Raw genomic sequence first — 19,380 nt, 5'->3', positions numbered from 1 at the left:
AGGGGTTTCCGGCGGCAGAGAGGCCGCCGGAAGGGCCGTCAGGGCAGCAGCTTACGAGCGGCTTTTTGTTGTTGGTAAAGCAGATGGAACACGGACAACCGCTGCTGCAGCACACTTTGCAGTTTTTTACGCGGCGTGAAGCGCTGTTGAACAGGAGGCTTGCGGCAAACAACTTCTTCTACGCCGCCGTCGGCTAACCAGCCAAGGCGAGCAGCACCGAGCGCTCCGGAGGAACTCGCCGGATGGGTCACAATCGGCACATCCAGCACGTCGGCAATCAGCTGCGCCCAGATAGCGCTACGCGCCCCTCCGCCGGTCAGGCTGCATTGGGTAATCTGGCTGCGGGACGTCTCCAGCACCGCCATGCCGTCCGCCAGGCCAAAAGTCACGCCCTCAATAACCGAATACCCCAGTAAGGCACGGCTGGTTTCATGGTTGAGTGCGAAGAAACTCCCCATGGCATGAGCATCGTTATGCGGCGTGCGCTCCCCTGACAGATAAGGCAGGAAAACAGGCGCATGCTTTTTCTGCTCGTCGCTCAGATCGGCCATTTCCTCCATAAGCTGGCTTTCGGTGACCGACAGCAGATTGCACACCCAGCGCAGGCAGCTGGCGGCGCTGAGCATTACGCTCATCTGGTGCCAGCGCTGAGGTAGAGCGTGGCAAAAAGCATGCACGCCGGATTCAGGACGGGTTTGCAGCTCGTCGTTTACCACGAAGATAACGCCAGACGTGCCGAGCGAAATAAACGCATCGCCGCTATTCACCGCGCCAACGCCCACTGCAGAGGTAGCATTATCGCCACCGCCACCGGCGATGTTGACGCCGGAGCTAAGCCCCCACTCGGTCGCCAGGGCGGAACGTAAAACGGCGCTGACTTCGCTGCCCTCTACCAGGCGCGGCATCTGGCTGCGGGTCAGTCCGGTCGCCGCCAGCAGTTTGTCTGACCAGTCACGTTCTGCCACGTCCAGCCACAGCGTTCCGGCGGCATCCGACGGGTCAGAAACGAACGCGCCGCTCAGCCGCCAGCGCAGGTAGTCTTTCGGCAGCAGCACCTTGTCCACGCGGGAAAAGATTTCCGGCTCGTGCTCCGCCACCCAGCGTAGCTTCGGGGCAGTAAAGCCGGGCATCACCAGGTTGCCGCTGATGGTAAGAAATTCAGGGTGTTCTGCCGTGAGCCGAGCGCATTGTTCGGCGCTGCGCGTGTCGTTCCACAGAATGCAGGGGCGCAGCACTTTTCCCTGGTCGTCCAGCAGCACCGCGCCGTGCATCTGCCCGGACAAGCCAATAGCGCGAATTCTCGCCCAGGCATCAGGCATTTGCTGACGCAGCGTAGAGACCACCTGCTGCGTCGCCTGCCACCAGGCTTCAGGATCCTGCTCAGCCCAGTGCGGATGCGGGCGCTGAACGGTTAATGCCGCGTGAGCAGAGGCTAAAATTTCACCCTGCCCGTCAATCAGCAAAGCCTTTAGTTCAGAGGTGCCGATATCGATGCCAAGATACATAGAGCCTCCTTAAGCTGCTGCCAAAGGCGATTGAGGAGACTTGATCCACGCCTCAAGGCGAGTGACCGTCCGCACCATCAGCTCATGGAAAGCGGAGGAATGCGCGAGTTCAGCAAACAAAGTTTTGTCGCTGACAAAGGCTTTGAGCGGCTCAGGAGCGGCGAACAAGGCCCGAATCGCGTCGTCCTGCATGACGCCATCCTGGTACTCATAAGGCAGCAGACCTTGCGCCCAGCGCTGCAGGAAGAGGAAGAACAGTGCGGGCAGAACCGCCGTGGCCGCAGGCTCTTCACCTCGCTGATAGCACTCAATCAGCGTCGGGGTAATAAAGCCTGGGATCTTGGACAGGCCATCGGCCGCCACGCGCTGGTTGGTGTCTTTGATATAGGGATTGCTAAAGCGGGCCAGCACCACATCCCGATACTCAGCCAGATCCAACGGGCTTGGCGACAGTGAAGGAATAACATCCTCCGTGACGTAGTCCCATGCCATCTGCCTAATCGGCTGCTGCACGGTGCTTTCATCGATGTAGTTCAGCCCGGTCAGCGTCCCCGCCCAGGCAATGCAGCTGTGGCTGGCGTTCAGAATGCGGATTTTTGCCTCTTCATACGGCAGCACCGATTTCACCATTTCGACGCCAACGTTCTCAAGCGGCGGGCGACCGTTGATAAAGTCGTCCTCGATAACCCACTGAATAAAAGACTCCCCCATCACCGGCACCTTATCGTCGAACCCCGTAGCCGCTTTCACCCGTGGAGCAATGTCTGCCGTAGGACGAGGGGTAATACGGTCAACCATGGTGTTAGGCGACACAGTGTGGGTGGTCACCCAGTCAAACAGCGCGTGGTCGCCCTTCGCCTTCAGGAACGACAGAAAGCCGTGGCGGAAGCGTTCGCCGTTGTGGCGCAGGTTATCGCAGTTGAGCAGCGTTACCGGCTCACCGCCGTTGCTCATGCGCCGATGCAGAATGCGGCTGAGCGCGCCGTAAAGTGTGGTCATGCCCCCGGCAAGATCGGCTTTGACATCCGGCTGATGAACGTCCAGCTCGTGCTGCGGCGTGAGGTAATACCCGGCTTCGGTGACGGTGAAGGCGATCACGCGGGTCGACGCTCTGGCCCCCTCTTCAACCAGGGCAGTAATCTCTTTATCCCACGGCAGCACTTTGCGGATAGAGGCAATCTTTTCGTAGGCTCGGACACCTTCCGGCGTAACGGTTTCCAGCACGTATTCGCCGTGCTGCGCAGTCAGTTGACTCAGCAGTTCACCGGCATCATTGCGGATATTGCCCAGCGAAATACTCCAGCCGTCATCGCCCTGCTCGCGCAGCTGATTGAGATACCACGCCTGATGGGCACGGTGGAAAGAGCCTGCGCCAATATGCATCCATACCGATTTCGTCGTCATGATTCACCTCAGAATTAAGCATTTGTCATTTTTATGGGCATTTGCCCGTTTGTTATAGTCTAGTTGCGGCAGCTGCCGTCTTTCTGAGATCAAACTCACACAGACAACATTTGCCCATTAAAATGACTTTTGCCCAATTACCAACGAAACGCGTGCGGAGTAGAATGCGTTTCAAAGAGTCATAAGGTGTCGCCATGAGCAGAGAAGAGAAAAAACAAGAGCAAGCCGCACGCGTTGCCTGGATGTATTACGTGGCAGGTATGACGCAGCAGGATATTGCCCGCGAACTGGGCATTTCCCGTCAGGTCGCTCAGCGGCTGGTTTCTTCCGCGCGCGAGCAGGGTATGGTAACGGTGAAAATTGCCCATCCGGTCGCCCGCTGCCTGAAGCTGGCGCAGCAAGTCCAGGAGCGTTTCGGCCTGGAAATCTGCCGCGTGGTGCCTTCGGAAGGGCTGGATGACGAAGCTATCCAGCAGATGCTGGCGGTGGAAGGTGCCGAAGTGATGTCACAGTTTATCGCCGACGAGCAGCCGCAGGTTTTCGGCATCGGCTCCGGGAAAACGCTGCGCTCAATCATCGACGTGCTGCCGTGGATCGAACGCCCGCAGCACCACTGCGTCTCAATGATTGGGGCGATTGCGCGCGATGACTCGGGTACGCGCTATGACATGCCGCTAAAAATGGCGGAAAAAATGCAGGGCAAATATTATTTTATCCCCGCCCCTCTGTACGCCGACAGCGAAGAAGACCGCGACATGTGGTGCCGGCATAAAGTGTACCAGCGAGTAACCGACCGGGCGCTGACGGCTAACGTTGCGTTTCTCGGCGTTGGCGAGGTGGACATCGGCTGCCCGCTGAACGCCGAGGGTTTTATTACCGACGAGCAGGTCAACATGCTGCACCGCCAGGGCGTTGCCGGTGAAATGCTGGGGCATTTCTTTGACCACAGTGGCCAGCGCGTTTACAGCGAGCTGGATGCTCTGCTGACCAGCGTGCCGCTGCAAAGCGATAACCCGCGTAAGATCATCGCTTTTTCCGGTGGAGCGCGAAAATTTGCCGCCATCAAAGCAGCATTGACCGGTCGCTGGATGTCAGGCCTGGTAACGGATGAGAGTACGGCGGTAAGGTTGTTGGCTGAGAGGTGAGGCGTTATTCACCCTCACCCCGGCCCTCTCCCAGAGGGAGAGGGGGAAAACAATGAATGCCCACTCCGATTGGGAAGGAAGAAAACCATAAGTCCCCTCTCCCTTTGGGAGAGGGTTAGGGTGAGGGATTACTTCAACGAACCAGAAAGGAACTGCTGCAGGCGAGCGCTCTTAGGGCTGCCAAACAGCTCAGCTGGCGGGCCTTCTTCTTCAATGCGGCCCTGATGCAGGAAGATGACGTGGCTGGAAACATGTCGGGCAAAGTCCATCTCGTGGGTGACCACCACCATGGTTTTACCCTCCTCCGCCAGCTTCTGCATAATGCGTAACACTTCGCCCACCAGCTCCGGGTCAAGCGCCGAAGTAGGCTCGTCAAACAGCAGCACTTCCGGCTCCATCGCCAGCGCACGGGCAATGGAAACGCGCTGCTGCTGGCCACCGGACAGATGCACCGGGTATTTAACGTACTGACGCTCGTCGATGCCGACTTTGGCCAGGTATTTAATCGCCCGTTCTTTTGATTCCTGCTTGCTCAGCCCAAGCACCTGAATAGGCGCTTCCATCACGTTTTCCAGCACCGTCATGTGGCTCCACAGGTTGAAGTGCTGGAACACCATCGTCAGCCGGGTGCGCAGCAGGCGCAGCTGGTTTTTGTCGGCGACTTTGAGCTGACCGTCTTTATCCCGCACCAGATTGATGTTCTGGTTGCTGACCACAATCGTGCCTTCACTTGGTTTTTCAAGGAAGTTAATGCAGCGCAAAAAGGTACTTTTGCCCGAGCCAGACGAACCGATGATGCTGATCACGTCCCCGGCGTTAGCCTTCAGAGACACCCCTTTGAGCACTTCATGTTCGCCGTAGCGTTTGTGCAGATCCGTTACGTTTAGTTTAATTTCAGCCATCAGAAGTCACTCAGTGCGAAGCGGGTTTAACGTGCTGCAGCCAGCGTTTTTCCGCTTTGCGGAACAGGCTTATCAGCACATAAGAGATAATCAAATACAGCACGGCCGCGATGCCAAACGCGGTAAACGGCTGGTAGGTTGCGGAGTTGATATCACGGGCAATCTTGAGCAGATCCGGCACCGTGGCGGTAAACGCCAGCGCCGTAGAGTGCAGCATCAGGATCACTTCGTTGCTGTAGGCCGGCAGCGCAATACGCAGCGCGGAAGGCAGAATAATACAGCGGTACATTTTCACTTTTGAGAAGCCGTAAGCGCGCGCAGCTTCAATATCACCGTGCGGAACCGAGCGAATAGCACCGGCGAAAATCTCCGTGGTGTAGGCGCAGGTATTCAGCGTCAGCGCCAGCACGGTACAGTTCAGGCCGCTGCGGAAGAAAGCGTTCAGCAGCTCCGTACCTTTGACTATCTCCAGCGTGTACATCCCGGAATAGAACACCAGCAACTGCACGTAGAGCGGTGTACCGCGGAATACGTAGGTAAAGAGCCAGATGGGGAACGAAATAAATTTGTTGCTGGACACCCGCCCAATGGCGAGGAACAGCGCCAGAATCCCGCCCATTACCACTGACGTAATCAACAGCCACAGCGTAATGGCGACGCCCGTAAAGCGGTAACCGTCAGTCCACAGCAGCGACTGCCAGTAATCGTGAATAATATCGATCATAGCTCGGCCCTCTTCACGCCAACGGAATAGCGGCGTTCAAGCCAGAGCAGCACTCCGTTTGAAACCGTGGTAAAGACCAGGTAGATAATCCCGGCGACAATCGCGAAGTAGAACGGCTGCCAGGTGCTTTTCCCGGCAAGCTGCGTGGCTTTCACCACGTCTTCCAGGCCAAGCAGAGAAACCAGCGCGGTGGCTTTGAGGATAACCTGCCAGTTGTTACCTATCCCCGGTAACGCGTAGCGCATCATGGCCGGGAACAGAATACGGCGGAAAGTTTGTGACCCGGTAAAGCCAAAGGCGGTGGCCGCCTCAATATGGCCCTTCGGCACGGCAAGATAGGCCCCACGGAAGGTTTCGGTGAAATAAGCCCCATAGATAAAGCCTAGCGTGATGATCCCGGCGATCATTGGGTCGATATCAAACTGCGCCATTCCAAGCGCATCTGTAATGCTGTTGAGCAGCATCTGCAGCCCGTAGAAAATTAACAGCATCAGCACCAGGTCAGGCACGCCGCGAATCAGCGTGGTGTAGCCTTCAAACAGCAAAGCAAGCGGGCGATTTTTGGACAGTTTTGCGCCAGCACCGGCAAGCCCAATCAGCACGGAAAGGACAACCGAGGCGAGCGCCAGCTCAAGCGTAACCAGAGCCCCTTTGAAAATTACTTCGGAAAAGCCATACAACATGGTGCGTATCCTGTCGTCAGTGTTTGCTGCTTATTGGGCCCCGTCTGACGCGGGGCCTTTGTCACCGGTAAGGCTTATTCACCATACACATTAAAATCAAAGTACGGCTTCGCTAACTTGTCGTAAGTGCCGTCTTTACGCATCTCCGCGAACGCCTTGTTCAGCGCCTCACGCAGTTCGTTATCTTCTTTACGCAGGCCCATGCCGGTGCCCACGCCAAACAGCTTGTCGTCTTTAATGGACGGGCCACCGAACTGATAGTTTTTGCCCACCGGCTGCTTCAGGAAGCCTTCGCTGGCGGCGACTTCATCCTGGAACGCAGCGTCAATACGTCCGGCAGCCAGGTCAGCGTAAATGGAATCCTGCCCCTGATAGGAGACAATTTCGATGCCTTTTGGCGCCCAGTGTTCATTGCCGTAGGTTTCCTGCGTGGTGCCCTGCAGCACGCCGACGCGCTTGCCTTTCAGCGACTCAAGGGTCGGCTGAATCGGGGAACCTTTGGCCACCACCAGACGAGAATCTGCCGCGTACAGCTTGTCGGTAAAGGCGATTTCCTGCTGACGTTTTTCGGTGATGGACAACGAAGACATGATGGCGTCGATCTTCTTCGCTTTCAGCGACGGGATCAGCGCATCCAATGGGTTTTCAACGAAGGCACATTGGGTGTTAATGCGCTTGCAGAGTTCTTTCGCCAAATCGATATCAAAGCCGATCAGCTGGCCCTGAGCATTTTTGGATTCAAATGGCGCATAGGTTGGATCCGTGCCAATCCGCAGGTTTTTCGGAATGGCAGCGAATGCTGTGGTCACGCTGGAAAACGCCAGCACCAGAGAAAGAGACAAAACCAGCTTTTTCATAATTATCCTCAATAGACTGTCCGTTACTTAAGGCTCACACCCACTACAAACAGGGAAAACTTACGCAACACGTTGCGAACAAACCGTTTTCGCACCATAAAGGTGCAGCCGGAACGGGGCTGCACCACTGCATAGTTATCCTGCCAGGTTAAGAATATATTCAAAACCGGGCTACAGACTAAGGGATAAACTTATTCGCCGTAAACATTAAAGTCGAAGTACTTTTTCGCCAGTTTGTCGTAAGTCCCGTCTTTACGCATTTCAGCCAGCGCTTTATCGAACGCGGCCTTCAGCTCGGTGTCATCTTTACGCAGGCCGATCCCGGTCCCATCGCCGAAGTATTTTTTGTCCTTCACGGACGGACCGGCAAAGGCATAGTCTTTCCCGGCAGGCTGTTTCAGGAAGCCTTCGCTCCCGGCAACTTCGTCCTGGAATGCCGCATCCAGGCGCCCTGCAGCGAGGTCAGAGTAAATCAAATCCTGGTTGGCGTAGGCCACCACATCAACGCCTTTCGGGCGCCATTCAGCGTTGCCGTAGGTCTCCTGAATGGAGCCCTGCAGCACCCCAACGTGCTTGCCTTTCAGCGATTCGAGCGTCGGCTGAATCGGGGAGCCTTTGGCCGCGATCAGGCGGGAATCCGCCGCGTACAGCTTGTTGGAGAAAAGGATCTCCTGCTGGCGTTTTTCGGTGATCGACAGAGACGAGATAATGGCGTCAATTTTCTTCGCTTTCAGCGACGGGATCAGGGAATCAAAGTCGCTGCCAACCCAGGTACATTTGGTCTGAATGCGCTTGCAAAGTTCGTTACCCAGATCGATATCAAACCCAACAAAATCGCCTTTCGCGTCTTTCGAAGAGAATGGCGCGTAGGTCGCGTCGGTACCAATGCGGACGTTTTGCGGAATCGCTGCAAACACGCTGGCTGCGCTGGACAGGCCGAGCAGTAAAGACAGTGCAAGAACCGACTTCTTCATACGATACCCTCAAGTTTGGCTTTCTTATTTGTGATGTCTTGTTGTGTGGTAATGCCTTTGCATACGGAGAGTTGCAGTTCTCATGCCACTTTTCCCTGCGTGGAAAAAAGCCGCTGATTTATGTTAATAAAACGTTGCAACTTCGCGCTAGTTTGAAAGATAGCAGGTCTGGGAAGCGGGACTAGAGGGGAAGGCGGTTTTCGAGGATTAAATCTTCTAAAAGCGATCGGCGTTGCAGAATTGCCCCATAATGAGGCAATCATTTTGTGATGCACCGCAGCAGTGCATTACTTGTGTTCACCCCAGCGAACGAACAGGTCTTCGGGCAGCTCAAGGTCAAACTGATCCAGCACCCGGTTGACCGTCTGGTCGACAATATCCTGCAGCGTTTGCGGGCGATGATAAAACGCCGGCACCGGCGGCATGATCACCGCGCCCAGCTCGGATGCCTGGGTCATCAGGCGCAGGTGCCCGAGGTGCAGCGGCGTTTCGCGAATGCAAAGCACCAGCGGGCGACGTTCTTTCAGCACCACGTCCGCCGCACGGGTCAGCAGCCCGTCCGTATAGCTGTGCACGATGCCGGAGAGCGTTTTAATCGAGCACGGCAGCACCGCCATCCCCATGGTCTTAAACGAGCCGGAAGAGATGCTGGCGGCGATATCCCGTGAGTCATGCACAACATCCGCCAGGGCCTGCACATCACGCAGCGAGTAATCGGTTTCCAGCGCCAGCGTCTGGCGCGCCGCATTGCTCATCACCAGGTGGCTTTCCACCTCCGGCAGCTGCTGGAGGATCTGCAGTAAACGCACCCCGTAAATGGCGCCGCTGGCGCCGGAAATACCGACAATCAGTCGTTTCATTCATCACCTTATCTCACCCTTTCAGGATGACCATTTCGACTCAACTCGCAACCCGGCCGCCTGCCAGCCAGGAAAACCATCATCCACGCGCTGCACCATAAAGTCTTTCTGGCGCAGAAACGCCACTGCCTGTCTGGAAAGTACGCAGAAACGCCCGCCGCAGTAGGCCAGAATATCCCTGTCGCGAGGTAAATCAGACAGGCGCTGCTCCAGCTTATCCAGCGGAATATTCAGCGCACCGGGGATATGGCCGGCGGAATAATCTTCCGCGGAGCGAACATCCAGCAACAACGCGCCCTGCTCCAGCCTGGCCAGCAGCGCTTCAATGGAAACCCCCTCCAGCCGCTGCGGATTGTAGAGACTCGCTGTCGCAACGCGCTGCATTTCGCTGTGCTGCCAGGTATTAAAATTGTGCAGAGCAGAGAGCACGTTTGCCACCGGCCCTTCGCCTTCGCGGTAAAAAACCTGCTTCCCGACGCGCCGCGACTGCACGAACCCGGCCCGCCTGAGCTGCTGTAAATGCTGGGAGGTATTGGTCACGGAAAGGCCGGTTGTCTCTGCCAGTTGCTCAACTGAACTTTCGTGCTGAAAAACGGCCTCCAGCAAGGCAAGACGATGGGGATGCGCCATCGCGCGAGCAAGACCTGCCAGTATTTCTAGTTGGCCCTGCGGGCTCCCCATCACTTTTTTCATCCACGCTGCCCGTTATCCGCCAAACGCCGCCGATGTTAGCATTGCCGCCCCTAAAGTGACAGATATCACCTGGCCTGCCGACTCAGGCGTATTGCTAAAAGCGTCGCACCGGCCGGCGCCAAAGCGAAGACCCCAAACAACGCCATACTGGCCGTGCTGGCCCCTTCAACCCCTCCGGGCGAGGTGATGCCGGCCCCGTTAGTAATAACCCCGGCCAGGGCGGCGGCGAGCGCCGTCGCGTAAAGCTGCACGGTGGTAATGGAGGCGGACGCCAGCGTTTCTTCCCCGGGCGGTGCCGCCTGAAATACCTTCGTTAACAGATGAGGCCAGGCAAGACCAATCCCGAACCCAACGCCCGCCAGCGCCGTACCGCAGGTAACCACGCCCGCCGGGCCGTTAAAAGGTGTCGGCATAATAATGGACAGCGTGACCAACGACACAAGTACCACCAGCGGCCCGACGCAGATTATCCGCTGCGACATTTTTGAACTGACTGAAGCGCTACAAAGCGCCGCCAGCGTCCAGCCTCCGGCCATCATTGCCGTCAAATAACCGGCGGACAGCGGGCTGAATAGATGGATGAGCTGCAGAAAGTATGGCACGTAAATTTCCGTCGTCAGGCCAATGACCAGCAGCGCCATCATCGCATAGAGCAGGCCAATACCACGCGTCGGGGAATAAGCGCCGCGAGGCAGCAATTTTGCCGCGCCCGGCCTGCTGTCCAGGCGAGCGATGAGCCACCCCAGCCCCAGACCAACGGCTATTCCGGAGATATTCAGGGGCAAAGAGTCGCCCAGACCGGCGAGGGAAATGGCCAGCACGGACAGGACCAACAGCGAGATGGTGAGTACGGGCAATCGTGCCTCACCGGCTTCAGGCTTCGACATGCTTCTAAATTGCACCATCACAATCAGGGCAAGCACGGCGGCTATCGGCAGCAGCGCCCAGAACGCCAGGCGCCATTCGCCGATCTCCGCGAAAACACCGCCGATCGCCGGGCCGCATAGGGTTGCTATGCCCCACATGCCGGAAACCAGCGCCATAGCCCGGGACCAAAGCGGAGCCTCAAAGGCGACGCGGATCAGCGCGTAGCTCAGCGCAAACAACACACCGCCTCCGAGTCCCTGCACCACTCTCCCCAGGAGCATGACCGGCATGGAGGGTGCCAGCGCGCAGATTACCGCCCCACAGGAAAACAGCAGCAGGGCCGACAGGTAGGCCATCGCCGCGCCCTGCCGCGCAATCAGCTTCGCAGAGATGGCGGAGCCTACAATCGACGCGGCGACAAAGAGCGTGGTGTTCCACGCATACCAGGCCAGGCCGCCAATTTCCTGAATGACGGTCGGCAAAATCGTGGTGACGATATAAATATTAATGGCATGCAGCGCCACGCCGCCGGCGAGGGCCAGGGATCGCAGCCCGTTATGGCCGCTAAGCAGCGTGGCCCAGGAGGCATTTTGACTCGTAATGTCTGACATTCACTCTTCCATCTATCATTCCATAAAGTAATGGAATGATAGAATGAAAAACCAACCGCAATTTGTCTCTCTGTGCATCGGGCATAAAAAAGCCCACGGGGTAAACCGTGGGCCTGTAAACGAGGGCGGCTTAGCTTAGCCTTCGTTGTGCATCTCTAAGTTTTCCACTTCGTTCTGACGCGCCAGCGCCTTGGAGTCGTCGTTACGCAAGGATTCGAGATACTGCAGGTATTTGTGGTCAACGTCTTTCGTCACGTAAATGCCGTTAAAGACGGAGCATTCGAACTGGGTGATGTCCGGGTTTTCCACACGTACCGCTTCGATCAGATCGTCCAGATCCTGGAAAATCAGGCCGTCGGCGCCGATGATCTGGCGAATTTCATCCACTTCGCGGCCGTGAGCAATCAGCTCGTTGGCGCTCGGCATATCAATGCCGTACACGTTAGGGAAGCGAATTTCCGGTGCAGCGGATGCCAGGTAAACCTTTTTGGCACCGGCTTCACGCGCCATCTCGATAATCTGCTCAGAGGTGGTGCCGCGCACGATGGAGTCATCCACCAGCAGCACGTTCTTGTCGCGGAATTCAGCGCGGTTGGCATTCAGCTTACGTCGCACGGATTTACGGCGCAGCTGCTGGCCCGGCATGATAAACGTACGGCCTACGTAGCGGTTTTTCACAAACCCCTGGCGGTACGGCTTCTCAAGAATGCGGGCGATTTCCAGCGCGATGTCGCAGGAGGTTTCTGGAATCGGAATGACCACGTCGATATCCAGGTCTTCCCATTCACGGGCAATTTTTTCGCCAAGCTTTTTACCCATCTCAACGCGCGCGCTGTAGACGGAGATCTTGTCGATGAAGGAGTCCGGGCGAGCAAAGTACACGTACTCGAACAGGCAAGGATTGCTGACCGGGTTGTCGGCGCACTGGCGGGTGAACAGCTGGCCTTTCTCGGTAATGTAAACTGCTTCGCCCGGCGCGATATCACGCAGGAATTCAAAGCCCAGAGTGTCCAGCGCCACGCTCTCGGAGGCCACCATGTATTCGGTGCGGCCATCGCCCAGATCGCGTTTGCCGATCACCAGCGGGCGGATGCCGTTCGGGTCGCGGAAGGCAACCATGCCGTGGCCGATAATCATCGCCACGCAGGCGTAAGCGCCGCGAATCTGGCGGTTAGTGGCGGCGATAGCGGCAAAAATGTTGTCTGCTTCCAGCGGATAATGGCGGAAGTTATCCAGCTCGCTGGCAAAGATATTGAGCAGGATTTCAGAATCAGAAGTGGTGTTAATGTGGCGGCGCTTTTCTTCGAACAGCTTTTTGCGCAGCTCGTGGGCATTGGTCAGATTACCGTTATGCGCCAGCGTAATCCCGTAAGGCGAGTTGACGTAGAAAGGCTGAGCTTCAGAAGCGCTGGAACTGCCGGCGGTGGGGTAACGCACGTGGCCAATACCCATATTCCCCTGCAGACGCTGCATGTGACGGGCTTCAAACACATCGCTCACCAGGCCATTCGCTTTACGCAGACGGAAGCAATTTAACGCGTCGATGGTGACGATGCCTGCGGCATCCTGGCCACGGTGCTGAAGCACCGTTAACGCATCATAAATCGACTGGTTTACCGGCATGAAACCGGCGATACCGACAATACCGCACATGTTGTCTTTTCCTCATTAAGCCACACCCCCCGCTACGATTAGCGGGGCAAGAAACTTGACGAGCTTTGCAGATAGTCAAAGAACCATCTGATGATGAAACTGAATTGCGGGATAAGCTGCGACTTTTGCCAGTCATCGCTTTTCGAAAAACCGGTAAAGGTATCCAGGAAGAACAGAATGGCGGAGACGATCAGTACGCCACGCAAGGCGCCAAAACAGATCCCCAACACCCTGTCTGTACCCGACAGGCCGGTTTTTTGCACCAGCGCGCTAATCACATAATTGACTATCGCACCGACAATCAGCGTCGCGATAAACAGCACCGCGATAGCTATCCCATTACGTACCAGTTCGTCTTCAAAGCCAGTGAACCAGACTGACAGATAAGTGTAGTAATGACTGGCGACAAAGAAAGCACATCCCCAGGTCACAAGCGATAACGCTTCCTTCACAAACCCACGTATTACGCTTACCAGACAAGAAAAACCGATAACCGCAATGATGGCGTAATCTATCCAGATCATGAAAAAATCTCGTGATAAATTGCCCTGACGTCCAGTTCGGGGCGAATTCTAACAGAAAAAGAAAACGTTTGCGTAGGGATTTCCTTCCCCCGCGTAAATAAATAATGGCGTTGAAAAAAGCATCAACGCCATTAAAAAAGTGCCTGTTTTGCCTTCACTCCGTTGGGGGGAAGCGAGGCTATGCCGTCGCTTTTCCCCTCACCCTAACCCTCTCCCCAAAGGGGCGAGGGAACCGATAGGTGTAATAACTTTTCCCTCTCCCCAGAGGGCGAGGATACCGAACTGTGCAACATCTTTCCCCCTCTCCCTTCCAGGGAGAGGGCCGGGGTGAGGGTAACAGACGACTACCTCGGCGAGTAATTCATCACCACGCCGTTCAGACCAGAAAGGGAATTCAGTTCGCCCAACGAAGACTTCAGCTTATCTTTCGAAGCATCCGGCCCGACCAGAATACGGGTAATTTTCCCCTGCACAGGCGTGGTCGGCGAGGTATAAACCTTGAACCCGGCCCCGCGCAGTTTACCAACAATTTCATTCACTTTGTCCGCATTTTTCAATGCGCCAAGCTGCACCACATAGGCTTGCCCGGTCGGGGCTTTGTCGGCAGTTTTTTCCGCCCTCGACGGCTGTTCGGAAGCCATGGCAAGCTGCTGCCCGGTGTTATCATCGGCGGCAGGTTTAGGCTGCGGCTTTTCCACCGGCTTGGGCTTTGGTTTTTCCTGCACGGGCTGCGGCTTAGGCTGTTCGCGCGCGACAGGCACTTCGTCAACGCCCGCAGAACCTTCATTCGGAATAGCTCCGCTGTTCAGCCCCGGCGGTACGGAAGCGCCCGCCCTTACCTCTTCCGCCGCGCCTTCCGGCGGCTGCGCTGGTAAAGCCTGAGTAGCCGCCGGCAGCATATCGGGCTCGTCGCTGTCTCCAGGTTTTGGCACCAAAGGAATGGCCGCGAACTCATCCTGATAATGTTTTTTCTGCCCATCCAGCAGACCCGGCAGCACAATCACGCCCAGTGCGACCAGAATAATGGTTCCGACTAATCGGTTTTGAAACTTACTCGCCACCTGCTCTCCCCGCGTCCAGTACTTCCATTACATGGGCCACCGTGTGGAACGAACCACACACCAGCACGGTATCTTCGGCCGTCGCTTCCGTCATGGCGGCATGCCATGCGTCCGCCACGGTTGCAAATGTTCTGCCGTGACCAAGATGAGCCATAAGCTGCTCTGCGCTTGCGCCTCGTGGCCCTTCCAGCGGAGCACAATACCAGCTATCGACCTGAGGCGACAAACAGACAAGCGTTCCGGCTATGTCTTTATCGTGTAGCATGCCAATCACCGCCAGCACACGACCCTGTTTTGGTAACGCCGCCAGGCGACCCGCAAGATAAGCCGCCGCGTGAGGATTATGGGCAACATCAAGAATCACGCGCGGTGCCTGAGACACAATCTGGAAACGCCCTGGCAGCGTGGCATATTCGATGCCATAGCGTATCGCTTTTTCACTCACGTTCAGTTTGCTGGCACGTAAAGCGGCCAGCGCCGTGGCGGCATTGGGCTGTGGAACCAGCGGTAGCGGCAGATCTTTAAGCTCGCCGTTAGCGTCGCGGAACGTCCAGCCTGTGCCGTTAACTTCATAATCCCAGTCAACGCCGCGGCGCAGTAATTGCGCGCCTTTCTCCTGCGCCACATCGGCAATCGTCTGCGGCATATCTGGCTCGCCCACAACCGCAGGGTTATCTCTGCGGAAGACACCGGCTTTTTCACGGCCAATGCTCTCACGGTCCGGGCCAAGCCAGTCGGTGTGATCGAGCGCGATGCTGGTGACCACAGCCACATCGGAATCCACAATATTAGTGGCATCCAGACGCCCGCCAAGGCCAACCTCAAGAATCACCACGTCTACCGCCTGCTGCTTAAACAATAGCAAGGCCGAGAGCGTTCCGTATTCAAAATAGGTTAAGGAAATATCTCCGCGAGCGGCCTCAATTTCGGCAAACGAGGCGGTATGCAGGGCTTCAGGCAACTCTTCACCCTGAATGCGCACGCGCTCGGTGTAACGCACCAGATGCGGGGAGCTATAAACCCCTACTCGATAGCCGTCGGCCATCAGCGCGGTTTCAAGCGTACGGCAGGTGGTGCCTTTCCCGTTCGTGCCGGCCACGGTAAAGACCGTTGGCGCAGGTTTCAGCACATCGAGCTTGCGCGCAACGTTGCTGGTGCGCTCAAGGCCCATATCGATAGTGGTGGAATGAAGGTTCTCAAGATAGCAAAGCCACGTGGCCAGGGGCGACGTGGCTTGAGGAATAAGGTCTTTGTCCATGATGCCCACTTAACATGCACATAAAGAAAAGGGCAGAACCTGCTGGCCTGCCCTTAGTTGCGAATCAGGCCTCTTGACCCTGTTCCGGTGCTGGCGGAACCACGATGGGCTCACGCGGGGCTTCCGGGTTTGGCGCTGGCAGATTCATGAACTTCGCCAGGATGCTCGCCAGTTTAAGGCGCATTTCCGGACGACGAACGATCATGTCGATAGCGCCTTTTTCGATCAGGAACTCACTGCGCTGGAAGCCCGGCGGCAGTTTTTCACGAACAGTCTGCTCGATAACGCGTGGACCGGCAAAGCCAATCAGCGCTTTCGGCTCGGCAATGTTCAGATCACCCAGCATCGCGAAGCTTGCGGAAACGCCGCCCATGGTTGGGTCAGTCAGCACGGAGATGTACGGCAGACCGCGTTCCTGCATTTTTGCCAGCGCAGCGCTGGTTTTCGCCATCTGCATCAGCGACATCAGCGCTTCCTGCATACGCGCCCCGCCGGATGCGGAGAAGCACACCATCGGGCAGTTGTCTTCCAGCGCCTGCTCAACGGCACGAACAAAACGCGCGCCAACTACGGAGCCCATTGAGCCGCCCATAAAGGCGAACTCGAAGGCTGCAGCCACAACAGGCATACCGTGCAGGGTGCCTTTCATAACAACCAGCGCGTCTTTCTCGCCGGTCTCTTTCTGCGCGCTAACCAGACGATCTTTGTACTTCTTGGAGTCACGGAACTTCAGCAAATCTTTTGGCTCAAGCTCGCTCCCCAATTCCACCATTGTGCCTTCATCTAACAGGCTATGCAGGCGATCGCGGGCCGACATACGCATGTGGTGATCGCACTTAGGGCAGACACCAAGATTGCGTTCCAGCTCAGCACGGTACAGGACCTGGCCGCAGCTGTCGCACTTGGTCCACACCCCTTCAGGGATGCTCGCCTTGCGGGTGGGAGTAATATTGCTCTTATTGAGAATTCGTTCAATCCAGCTCATTGATGACCTTTCTGCTTGAACCTGGTCGATACCAGCTTTTCTGCGGCAGTTTTCCCTGCCCCAGACCATAAATGGTGCTCATTAAAACACAACGGCCCACGACTTTGGATAAAAAAGTGGTCTAACCGCTGCCACGTATTATTTTGACTGCCGCGACGCCGCGCGTTTGTGGCGTATAACTTCCACCACGCCAGGCAAAATCGACACCACGATAATTGCCACAATCAGCAGCTTCAGGTTTTCCTGTACCACCGGCAGGTTACCGAACAGGTAGCCCGCGTAGGTAAACAGCAAGACCCACAGCAGTGCGCCGACAACGTTATAGATCGCAAAATGGCGATAGGACATGTGCCCCATCCCGGCGACAAACGGTGCGAAGGTTCGCACAATCGGCACGAAGCGCGCGAGGATAATCGTTTTTCCGCCGTGACGCTCGTAAAAAGCGTGAGTTTTATCGAGATAACTGCGGCGGAAGATTTTTGAATTCGGATTACTGAACAACTTCTCGCCAAACAGCCGCCCGATAGTGTAGTTCACCGCATCGCCGATGATGGCGGCAATCACCATCAAAATGACCATGTAATGCACGTTCAGGTCGTTGGTTTCCAGCGACGCCAGCGCGCCCGCCACAAACAGCAGTGAATCACCCGGTAAAAACGGCGTAACTACCAGCCCGGTTTCGCAGAACAAAATCAGGAACAGAATAGCGTAAACCCAGACGCCGTATTGTGCCACCAGCTCGGCCAGATGCACGTCGATATGCAAAATGAAGTCGATGATAAAACGGATGAAATCCATCAAAGTATCCTTTCTTAAGCAGCAATCAATCGGCTAAAAAAAGCGGCCCCATCGGCAGACGCGGCAGCGCAAAGTGGTCGGGGTAATCCACCGACACCAGGTACAGCCCTTCCGCCTTCGCGGTGGCAGCGGCCTTAGTGCGGTCCTTCATTGCCAGCAGATCGGCCATCCAGGTTTCTGCCTGGTTGTCGCAGCCGACTTCCATCAGGCTACCGACGATGTTGCGCACCATGTGGTGCACAAAAGCGTTGGCCTTAATATCCACCACGATGTAAGCGCCGTAGCGGTTTACCGTAATGTGCATCATATTGCGCCATGGGGTGCGGGACTGGCACTGCACCGCACGGAACGAGGTAAAGTCATTTTCCCCCAGCAGGCTCTGCGCGGCGCGGTGCATTTTATCCGCATCCAGAGGAAGGTGAAAATGGGTTACACCTTGCTGCAAAATGGCCGGACGCAGGCGGTGGTTATAAATCACGTAGCGATAGCGGCGAGCCGTAGCGCTAAAGCGGGCATGGAACTCAGACGGCACATCTTTTACCCAGCGCACGGCGATGTCACCAGGCAAATTCGTATTGACGCCCATCGTCCAGGCCGCATCTTTGCGCACCGCGGTGGTTTCAAAATGCACCACCTGGCCCGTGGCGTGAACGCCCGCATCGGTGCGCCCTGCGCAAAACACGTTAATCGGCTCATTAGCTACCTGAGACAGCGCTTTTTCCAGCTTTTCCTGCACGCTGCGCACTTCGTTCTGGCGCTGCCAGCCGTAATATTTACTGCCGTCGTACTCAATGCCGAGCGCGATTTTATGAAGCGGAATTTCGCTTAGCACTTCGGACATCAGTACATATACTCCTGCACCAGTTTCTCAGCGGTTTTTATCGCCATCAGAGCGCCGCCAAAGCGAACGTTATCGGCGACTGACCAGAACTGGATTTGCTCCGGCATACCGTAATCGTTGTGTACGCAGCCAATAGAAAGATGGCCGCTACCGGACGCATCCGCCACCTGAGTAGGGAATTCTCCCTCTTCAGACAGCTCAATATCTTCTACCTGAGCAAACGCATCGCGGGCTTCTTCTGCCGCCAGCGGGCGCAGCGCTTCAAAGTTGACGATTTGGGCATGGCCATAGAACACCGGCGACTGCACAAGGCTGGCGGAGATCATTAAGCCATCGTCCTGCAGCACTTTACGCACTTCATTCACCAGGCGACGCTCTTCCCGCACGCTGCCTTCGGCGTCCGGCACCAGCGGCAGCATGTTGAACGCCAGCTGGCGGCCAAACAGGTCTTCTTCATCAATAGGAATGCCGTTCAGCAGACGGGCGCTTTGCCCGGCCAGCGCGTCTACGGCCACTTTGCCGCGCGCAGAAGCAGACAGCAGGCTGGTCACCTGAATACGTGACAGGCCACCCTGCTCAATCAACGGTTTCAACGCGCTCAGCAGTTGGCTGGTCAGGCTGTCCGCCACGGCCACCAGATTACGGTTACGGTAATCACTCAGCACGAACGGGTTCACATCCGGCACAACCAGCGGCACGTCCGGCTCGAGCGAGAAAAGACCGCTTGAGTCAATCACCAGACAGCCCGAGTTGGTCGCTTCTTCCACATAGCGAGCGGAGGCTTCAACGCCCGCGACGAAGAACGCCAGCTGAGCCTGCGTCCAGTCAAACTCTGCCGCGTCCTGCACCAGGATGGTTTTGCCTTCATAACGCAGATTTTCACCGGCGCTCTCGCCGCGCGCCAGGGCATACAATTCACCAACCGGGAACTGACGTTCAGCAAGCAGTTCAAGCAAAGCTGAGCCTACGGCACCGGTGGCGCCTAAAATGGCAATATTCCAGCCTTCGGACATGTTGGTTTACTCCAGAAAATAG

Annotated in this window: 19 protein-coding genes; 1 reads left to right on the top strand and 18 read right to left on the bottom strand. The window is 56.5% G+C overall.

Annotation, left to right across the window (positions count from 1 at the left end):
* Positions 1 to 38 precede the first annotated feature (38 nt).
* Both xylB and dalD read right to left on the bottom strand, forming a co-directional pair.
* Positions 39 to 1,505, bottom strand: coding sequence for a xylulokinase (gene xylB / locus F3J28_RS01870; RefSeq protein WP_166872167.1), 1,467 nt, complete (start codon positions 1,503 to 1,505; stop codon positions 39 to 41).
* A gap of 9 nt (positions 1,506 to 1,514) precedes the next feature.
* Positions 1,515 to 2,909 carry a D-arabinitol 4-dehydrogenase gene (gene dalD, locus F3J28_RS01865; protein WP_166872164.1) on the bottom strand — a complete coding sequence of 465 codons (1,395 nt, stop codon included), beginning with the start codon at positions 2,907 to 2,909 and terminating at the stop codon, positions 1,515 to 1,517.
* A 194-nt stretch (positions 2,910 to 3,103) separates the two neighbouring features.
* Here dalD and F3J28_RS01860 point away from each other — a divergent pair, with 194 nt between their 5' ends.
* Complete coding sequence (locus F3J28_RS01860) at positions 3,104 to 4,054, top strand: sugar-binding transcriptional regulator (RefSeq protein ID WP_166872163.1); 951 nt, start codon at positions 3,104 to 3,106, stop codon at positions 4,052 to 4,054.
* A 128-nt stretch (positions 4,055 to 4,182) separates the two neighbouring features.
* On the opposite strand, the gene hisP is transcribed toward F3J28_RS01860, so the two are convergent.
* From hisP to F3J28_RS01780, 16 genes are all read right to left on the bottom strand, one after another.
* Entirely contained in the window at positions 4,183 to 4,956 is a 774-nt protein-coding gene (gene hisP / locus F3J28_RS01855) for a histidine ABC transporter ATP-binding protein HisP (RefSeq protein WP_008459737.1), read from the bottom strand.
* A 10-nt stretch (positions 4,957 to 4,966) separates the two neighbouring features.
* Positions 4,967 to 5,680 carry an ABC transporter permease gene (locus F3J28_RS01850; RefSeq protein WP_039305135.1) on the bottom strand — a complete coding sequence of 238 codons (714 nt, stop codon included), beginning with the start codon at positions 5,678 to 5,680 and terminating at the stop codon, positions 4,967 to 4,969.
* A complete protein-coding gene (locus tag F3J28_RS01845; protein WP_008459735.1) occupies positions 5,677 to 6,363 on the bottom strand; it encodes a histidine ABC transporter permease HisQ in 687 nt (228 codons plus the stop codon). Before F3J28_RS01845 ends, F3J28_RS01850 begins: the two co-directional genes overlap by 4 nt.
* 74 nt (positions 6,364 to 6,437) lie before the next feature.
* Positions 6,438 to 7,220 (bottom strand): histidine ABC transporter substrate-binding protein HisJ, encoded by a 783-nt coding sequence (gene hisJ, locus F3J28_RS01840; protein WP_166872161.1) that lies wholly within the window; start codon positions 7,218 to 7,220, stop codon positions 6,438 to 6,440.
* A gap of 191 nt (positions 7,221 to 7,411) precedes the next feature.
* Complete coding sequence (gene argT / locus F3J28_RS01835) at positions 7,412 to 8,194, bottom strand: lysine/arginine/ornithine ABC transporter substrate-binding protein ArgT (protein ID WP_039295568.1); 783 nt, start codon at positions 8,192 to 8,194, stop codon at positions 7,412 to 7,414.
* A 287-nt stretch (positions 8,195 to 8,481) separates the two neighbouring features.
* On the bottom strand, positions 8,482 to 9,054 hold the full coding sequence (locus tag F3J28_RS01830) for a UbiX family flavin prenyltransferase (RefSeq protein WP_039305142.1): 573 nt from the start codon (positions 9,052 to 9,054) through the stop codon (positions 8,482 to 8,484).
* Between the two features lie 21 nt (positions 9,055 to 9,075).
* On the bottom strand, positions 9,076 to 9,747 hold the full coding sequence (locus tag F3J28_RS01825; protein ID WP_166872160.1) for an ArsR/SmtB family transcription factor: 672 nt from the start codon (positions 9,745 to 9,747) through the stop codon (positions 9,076 to 9,078).
* A 65-nt stretch (positions 9,748 to 9,812) separates the two neighbouring features.
* Positions 9,813 to 11,225 (bottom strand): MFS transporter, encoded by a 1,413-nt coding sequence (locus F3J28_RS01820; RefSeq protein ID WP_166872157.1) that lies wholly within the window; start codon positions 11,223 to 11,225, stop codon positions 9,813 to 9,815.
* 135 nt (positions 11,226 to 11,360) lie between these two features.
* Positions 11,361 to 12,878, bottom strand: coding sequence for an amidophosphoribosyltransferase (purF, locus tag F3J28_RS01815; protein ID WP_008459723.1), 1,518 nt, complete (start codon positions 12,876 to 12,878; stop codon positions 11,361 to 11,363).
* Between the two features lie 38 nt (positions 12,879 to 12,916).
* On the bottom strand, positions 12,917 to 13,402 hold the full coding sequence (gene cvpA / locus F3J28_RS01810; protein ID WP_008459721.1) for a colicin V production protein: 486 nt from the start codon (positions 13,400 to 13,402) through the stop codon (positions 12,917 to 12,919).
* A gap of 344 nt (positions 13,403 to 13,746) precedes the next feature.
* A complete protein-coding gene (gene dedD / locus F3J28_RS01805; RefSeq protein WP_166872155.1) occupies positions 13,747 to 14,463 on the bottom strand; it encodes a cell division protein DedD in 717 nt (238 codons plus the stop codon).
* Positions 14,453 to 15,721 carry a bifunctional tetrahydrofolate synthase/dihydrofolate synthase gene (gene folC / locus F3J28_RS01800; RefSeq protein WP_166872153.1) on the bottom strand — a complete coding sequence of 423 codons (1,269 nt, stop codon included), beginning with the start codon at positions 15,719 to 15,721 and terminating at the stop codon, positions 14,453 to 14,455. The genes dedD and folC overlap by 11 nt, the downstream gene beginning before the upstream one ends.
* 64 nt (positions 15,722 to 15,785) lie before the next feature.
* Positions 15,786 to 16,706, bottom strand: a complete 921-nt coding sequence (accD, locus tag F3J28_RS01795) for an acetyl-CoA carboxylase, carboxyltransferase subunit beta (RefSeq protein WP_008459714.1) — start codon at positions 16,704 to 16,706, stop codon at positions 15,786 to 15,788.
* A gap of 138 nt (positions 16,707 to 16,844) precedes the next feature.
* Positions 16,845 to 17,504 carry a DedA family protein gene (locus F3J28_RS01790; RefSeq protein ID WP_039295583.1) on the bottom strand — a complete coding sequence of 220 codons (660 nt, stop codon included), beginning with the start codon at positions 17,502 to 17,504 and terminating at the stop codon, positions 16,845 to 16,847.
* A 25-nt stretch (positions 17,505 to 17,529) separates the two neighbouring features.
* Positions 17,530 to 18,345 (bottom strand): tRNA pseudouridine(38-40) synthase TruA, encoded by an 816-nt coding sequence (gene truA, locus F3J28_RS01785; protein WP_166872150.1) that lies wholly within the window; start codon positions 18,343 to 18,345, stop codon positions 17,530 to 17,532.
* A complete protein-coding gene (locus tag F3J28_RS01780; RefSeq protein ID WP_166872147.1) occupies positions 18,345 to 19,358 on the bottom strand; it encodes an aspartate-semialdehyde dehydrogenase in 1,014 nt (337 codons plus the stop codon). The genes truA and F3J28_RS01780 overlap by 1 nt, the downstream gene beginning before the upstream one ends.
* Between the last annotated feature and the right edge of the window lie 22 nt (positions 19,359 to 19,380).

It is taken from the genome of Enterobacter sp. Ap-1006 (assembly GCF_011752835.1).
In the GTDB taxonomy this organism is placed as follows: Bacteria; Pseudomonadota; Gammaproteobacteria; order Enterobacterales; family Enterobacteriaceae; genus Cedecea.
Note: the sequence above shows the minus strand (reverse complement) of the source record. Positions and strands in the feature narration are given on the sequence as shown.

Excerpts from the sequence above, each read along its gene's own strand:
- xylB (WP_166872167.1), bottom strand. The coding sequence starts at position 1,505 with ATGTATCTTGGCATCGATATCGGCACCTCTGAACTAAAGGCTTTGCTG.
- dalD (WP_166872164.1), bottom strand. The coding sequence starts at position 2,909 with ATGACGACGAAATCGGTATGGATGCATATTGGCGCAGGCTCTTTCCAC.
- F3J28_RS01860 (WP_166872163.1), top strand. The coding sequence starts at position 3,104 with ATGAGCAGAGAAGAGAAAAAACAAGAGCAAGCCGCACGCGTTGCCTGG.
- hisP (WP_008459737.1), bottom strand. The coding sequence starts at position 4,956 with ATGGCTGAAATTAAACTAAACGTAACGGATCTGCACAAACGCTACGGC.
- F3J28_RS01850 (WP_039305135.1), bottom strand. The coding sequence starts at position 5,680 with ATGATCGATATTATTCACGATTACTGGCAGTCGCTGCTGTGGACTGAC.
- F3J28_RS01845 (WP_008459735.1), bottom strand. The coding sequence starts at position 6,363 with ATGTTGTATGGCTTTTCCGAAGTAATTTTCAAAGGGGCTCTGGTTACG.
- hisJ (WP_166872161.1), bottom strand. The coding sequence starts at position 7,220 with ATGAAAAAGCTGGTTTTGTCTCTTTCTCTGGTGCTGGCGTTTTCCAGC.
- argT (WP_039295568.1), bottom strand. The coding sequence starts at position 8,194 with ATGAAGAAGTCGGTTCTTGCACTGTCTTTACTGCTCGGCCTGTCCAGC.
- F3J28_RS01830 (WP_039305142.1), bottom strand. The coding sequence starts at position 9,054 with ATGAAACGACTGATTGTCGGTATTTCCGGCGCCAGCGGCGCCATTTAC.
- F3J28_RS01825 (WP_166872160.1), bottom strand. The coding sequence starts at position 9,747 with ATGAAAAAAGTGATGGGGAGCCCGCAGGGCCAACTAGAAATACTGGCA.
- F3J28_RS01820 (WP_166872157.1), bottom strand. The coding sequence starts at position 11,225 with ATGTCAGACATTACGAGTCAAAATGCCTCCTGGGCCACGCTGCTTAGC.
- purF (WP_008459723.1), bottom strand. The coding sequence starts at position 12,878 with ATGTGCGGTATTGTCGGTATCGCCGGTTTCATGCCGGTAAACCAGTCG.
- cvpA (WP_008459721.1), bottom strand. The coding sequence starts at position 13,402 with ATGATCTGGATAGATTACGCCATCATTGCGGTTATCGGTTTTTCTTGT.
- folC (WP_166872153.1), bottom strand. The coding sequence starts at position 15,721 with ATGGACAAAGACCTTATTCCTCAAGCCACGTCGCCCCTGGCCACGTGG.
- accD (WP_008459714.1), bottom strand. The coding sequence starts at position 16,706 with ATGAGCTGGATTGAACGAATTCTCAATAAGAGCAATATTACTCCCACC.
- F3J28_RS01790 (WP_039295583.1), bottom strand. The coding sequence starts at position 17,504 with ATGGATTTCATCCGTTTTATCATCGACTTCATTTTGCATATCGACGTG.
- truA (WP_166872150.1), bottom strand. The coding sequence starts at position 18,345 with ATGTCCGAAGTGCTAAGCGAAATTCCGCTTCATAAAATCGCGCTCGGC.
- F3J28_RS01780 (WP_166872147.1), bottom strand. The coding sequence starts at position 19,358 with ATGTCCGAAGGCTGGAATATTGCCATTTTAGGCGCCACCGGTGCCGTA.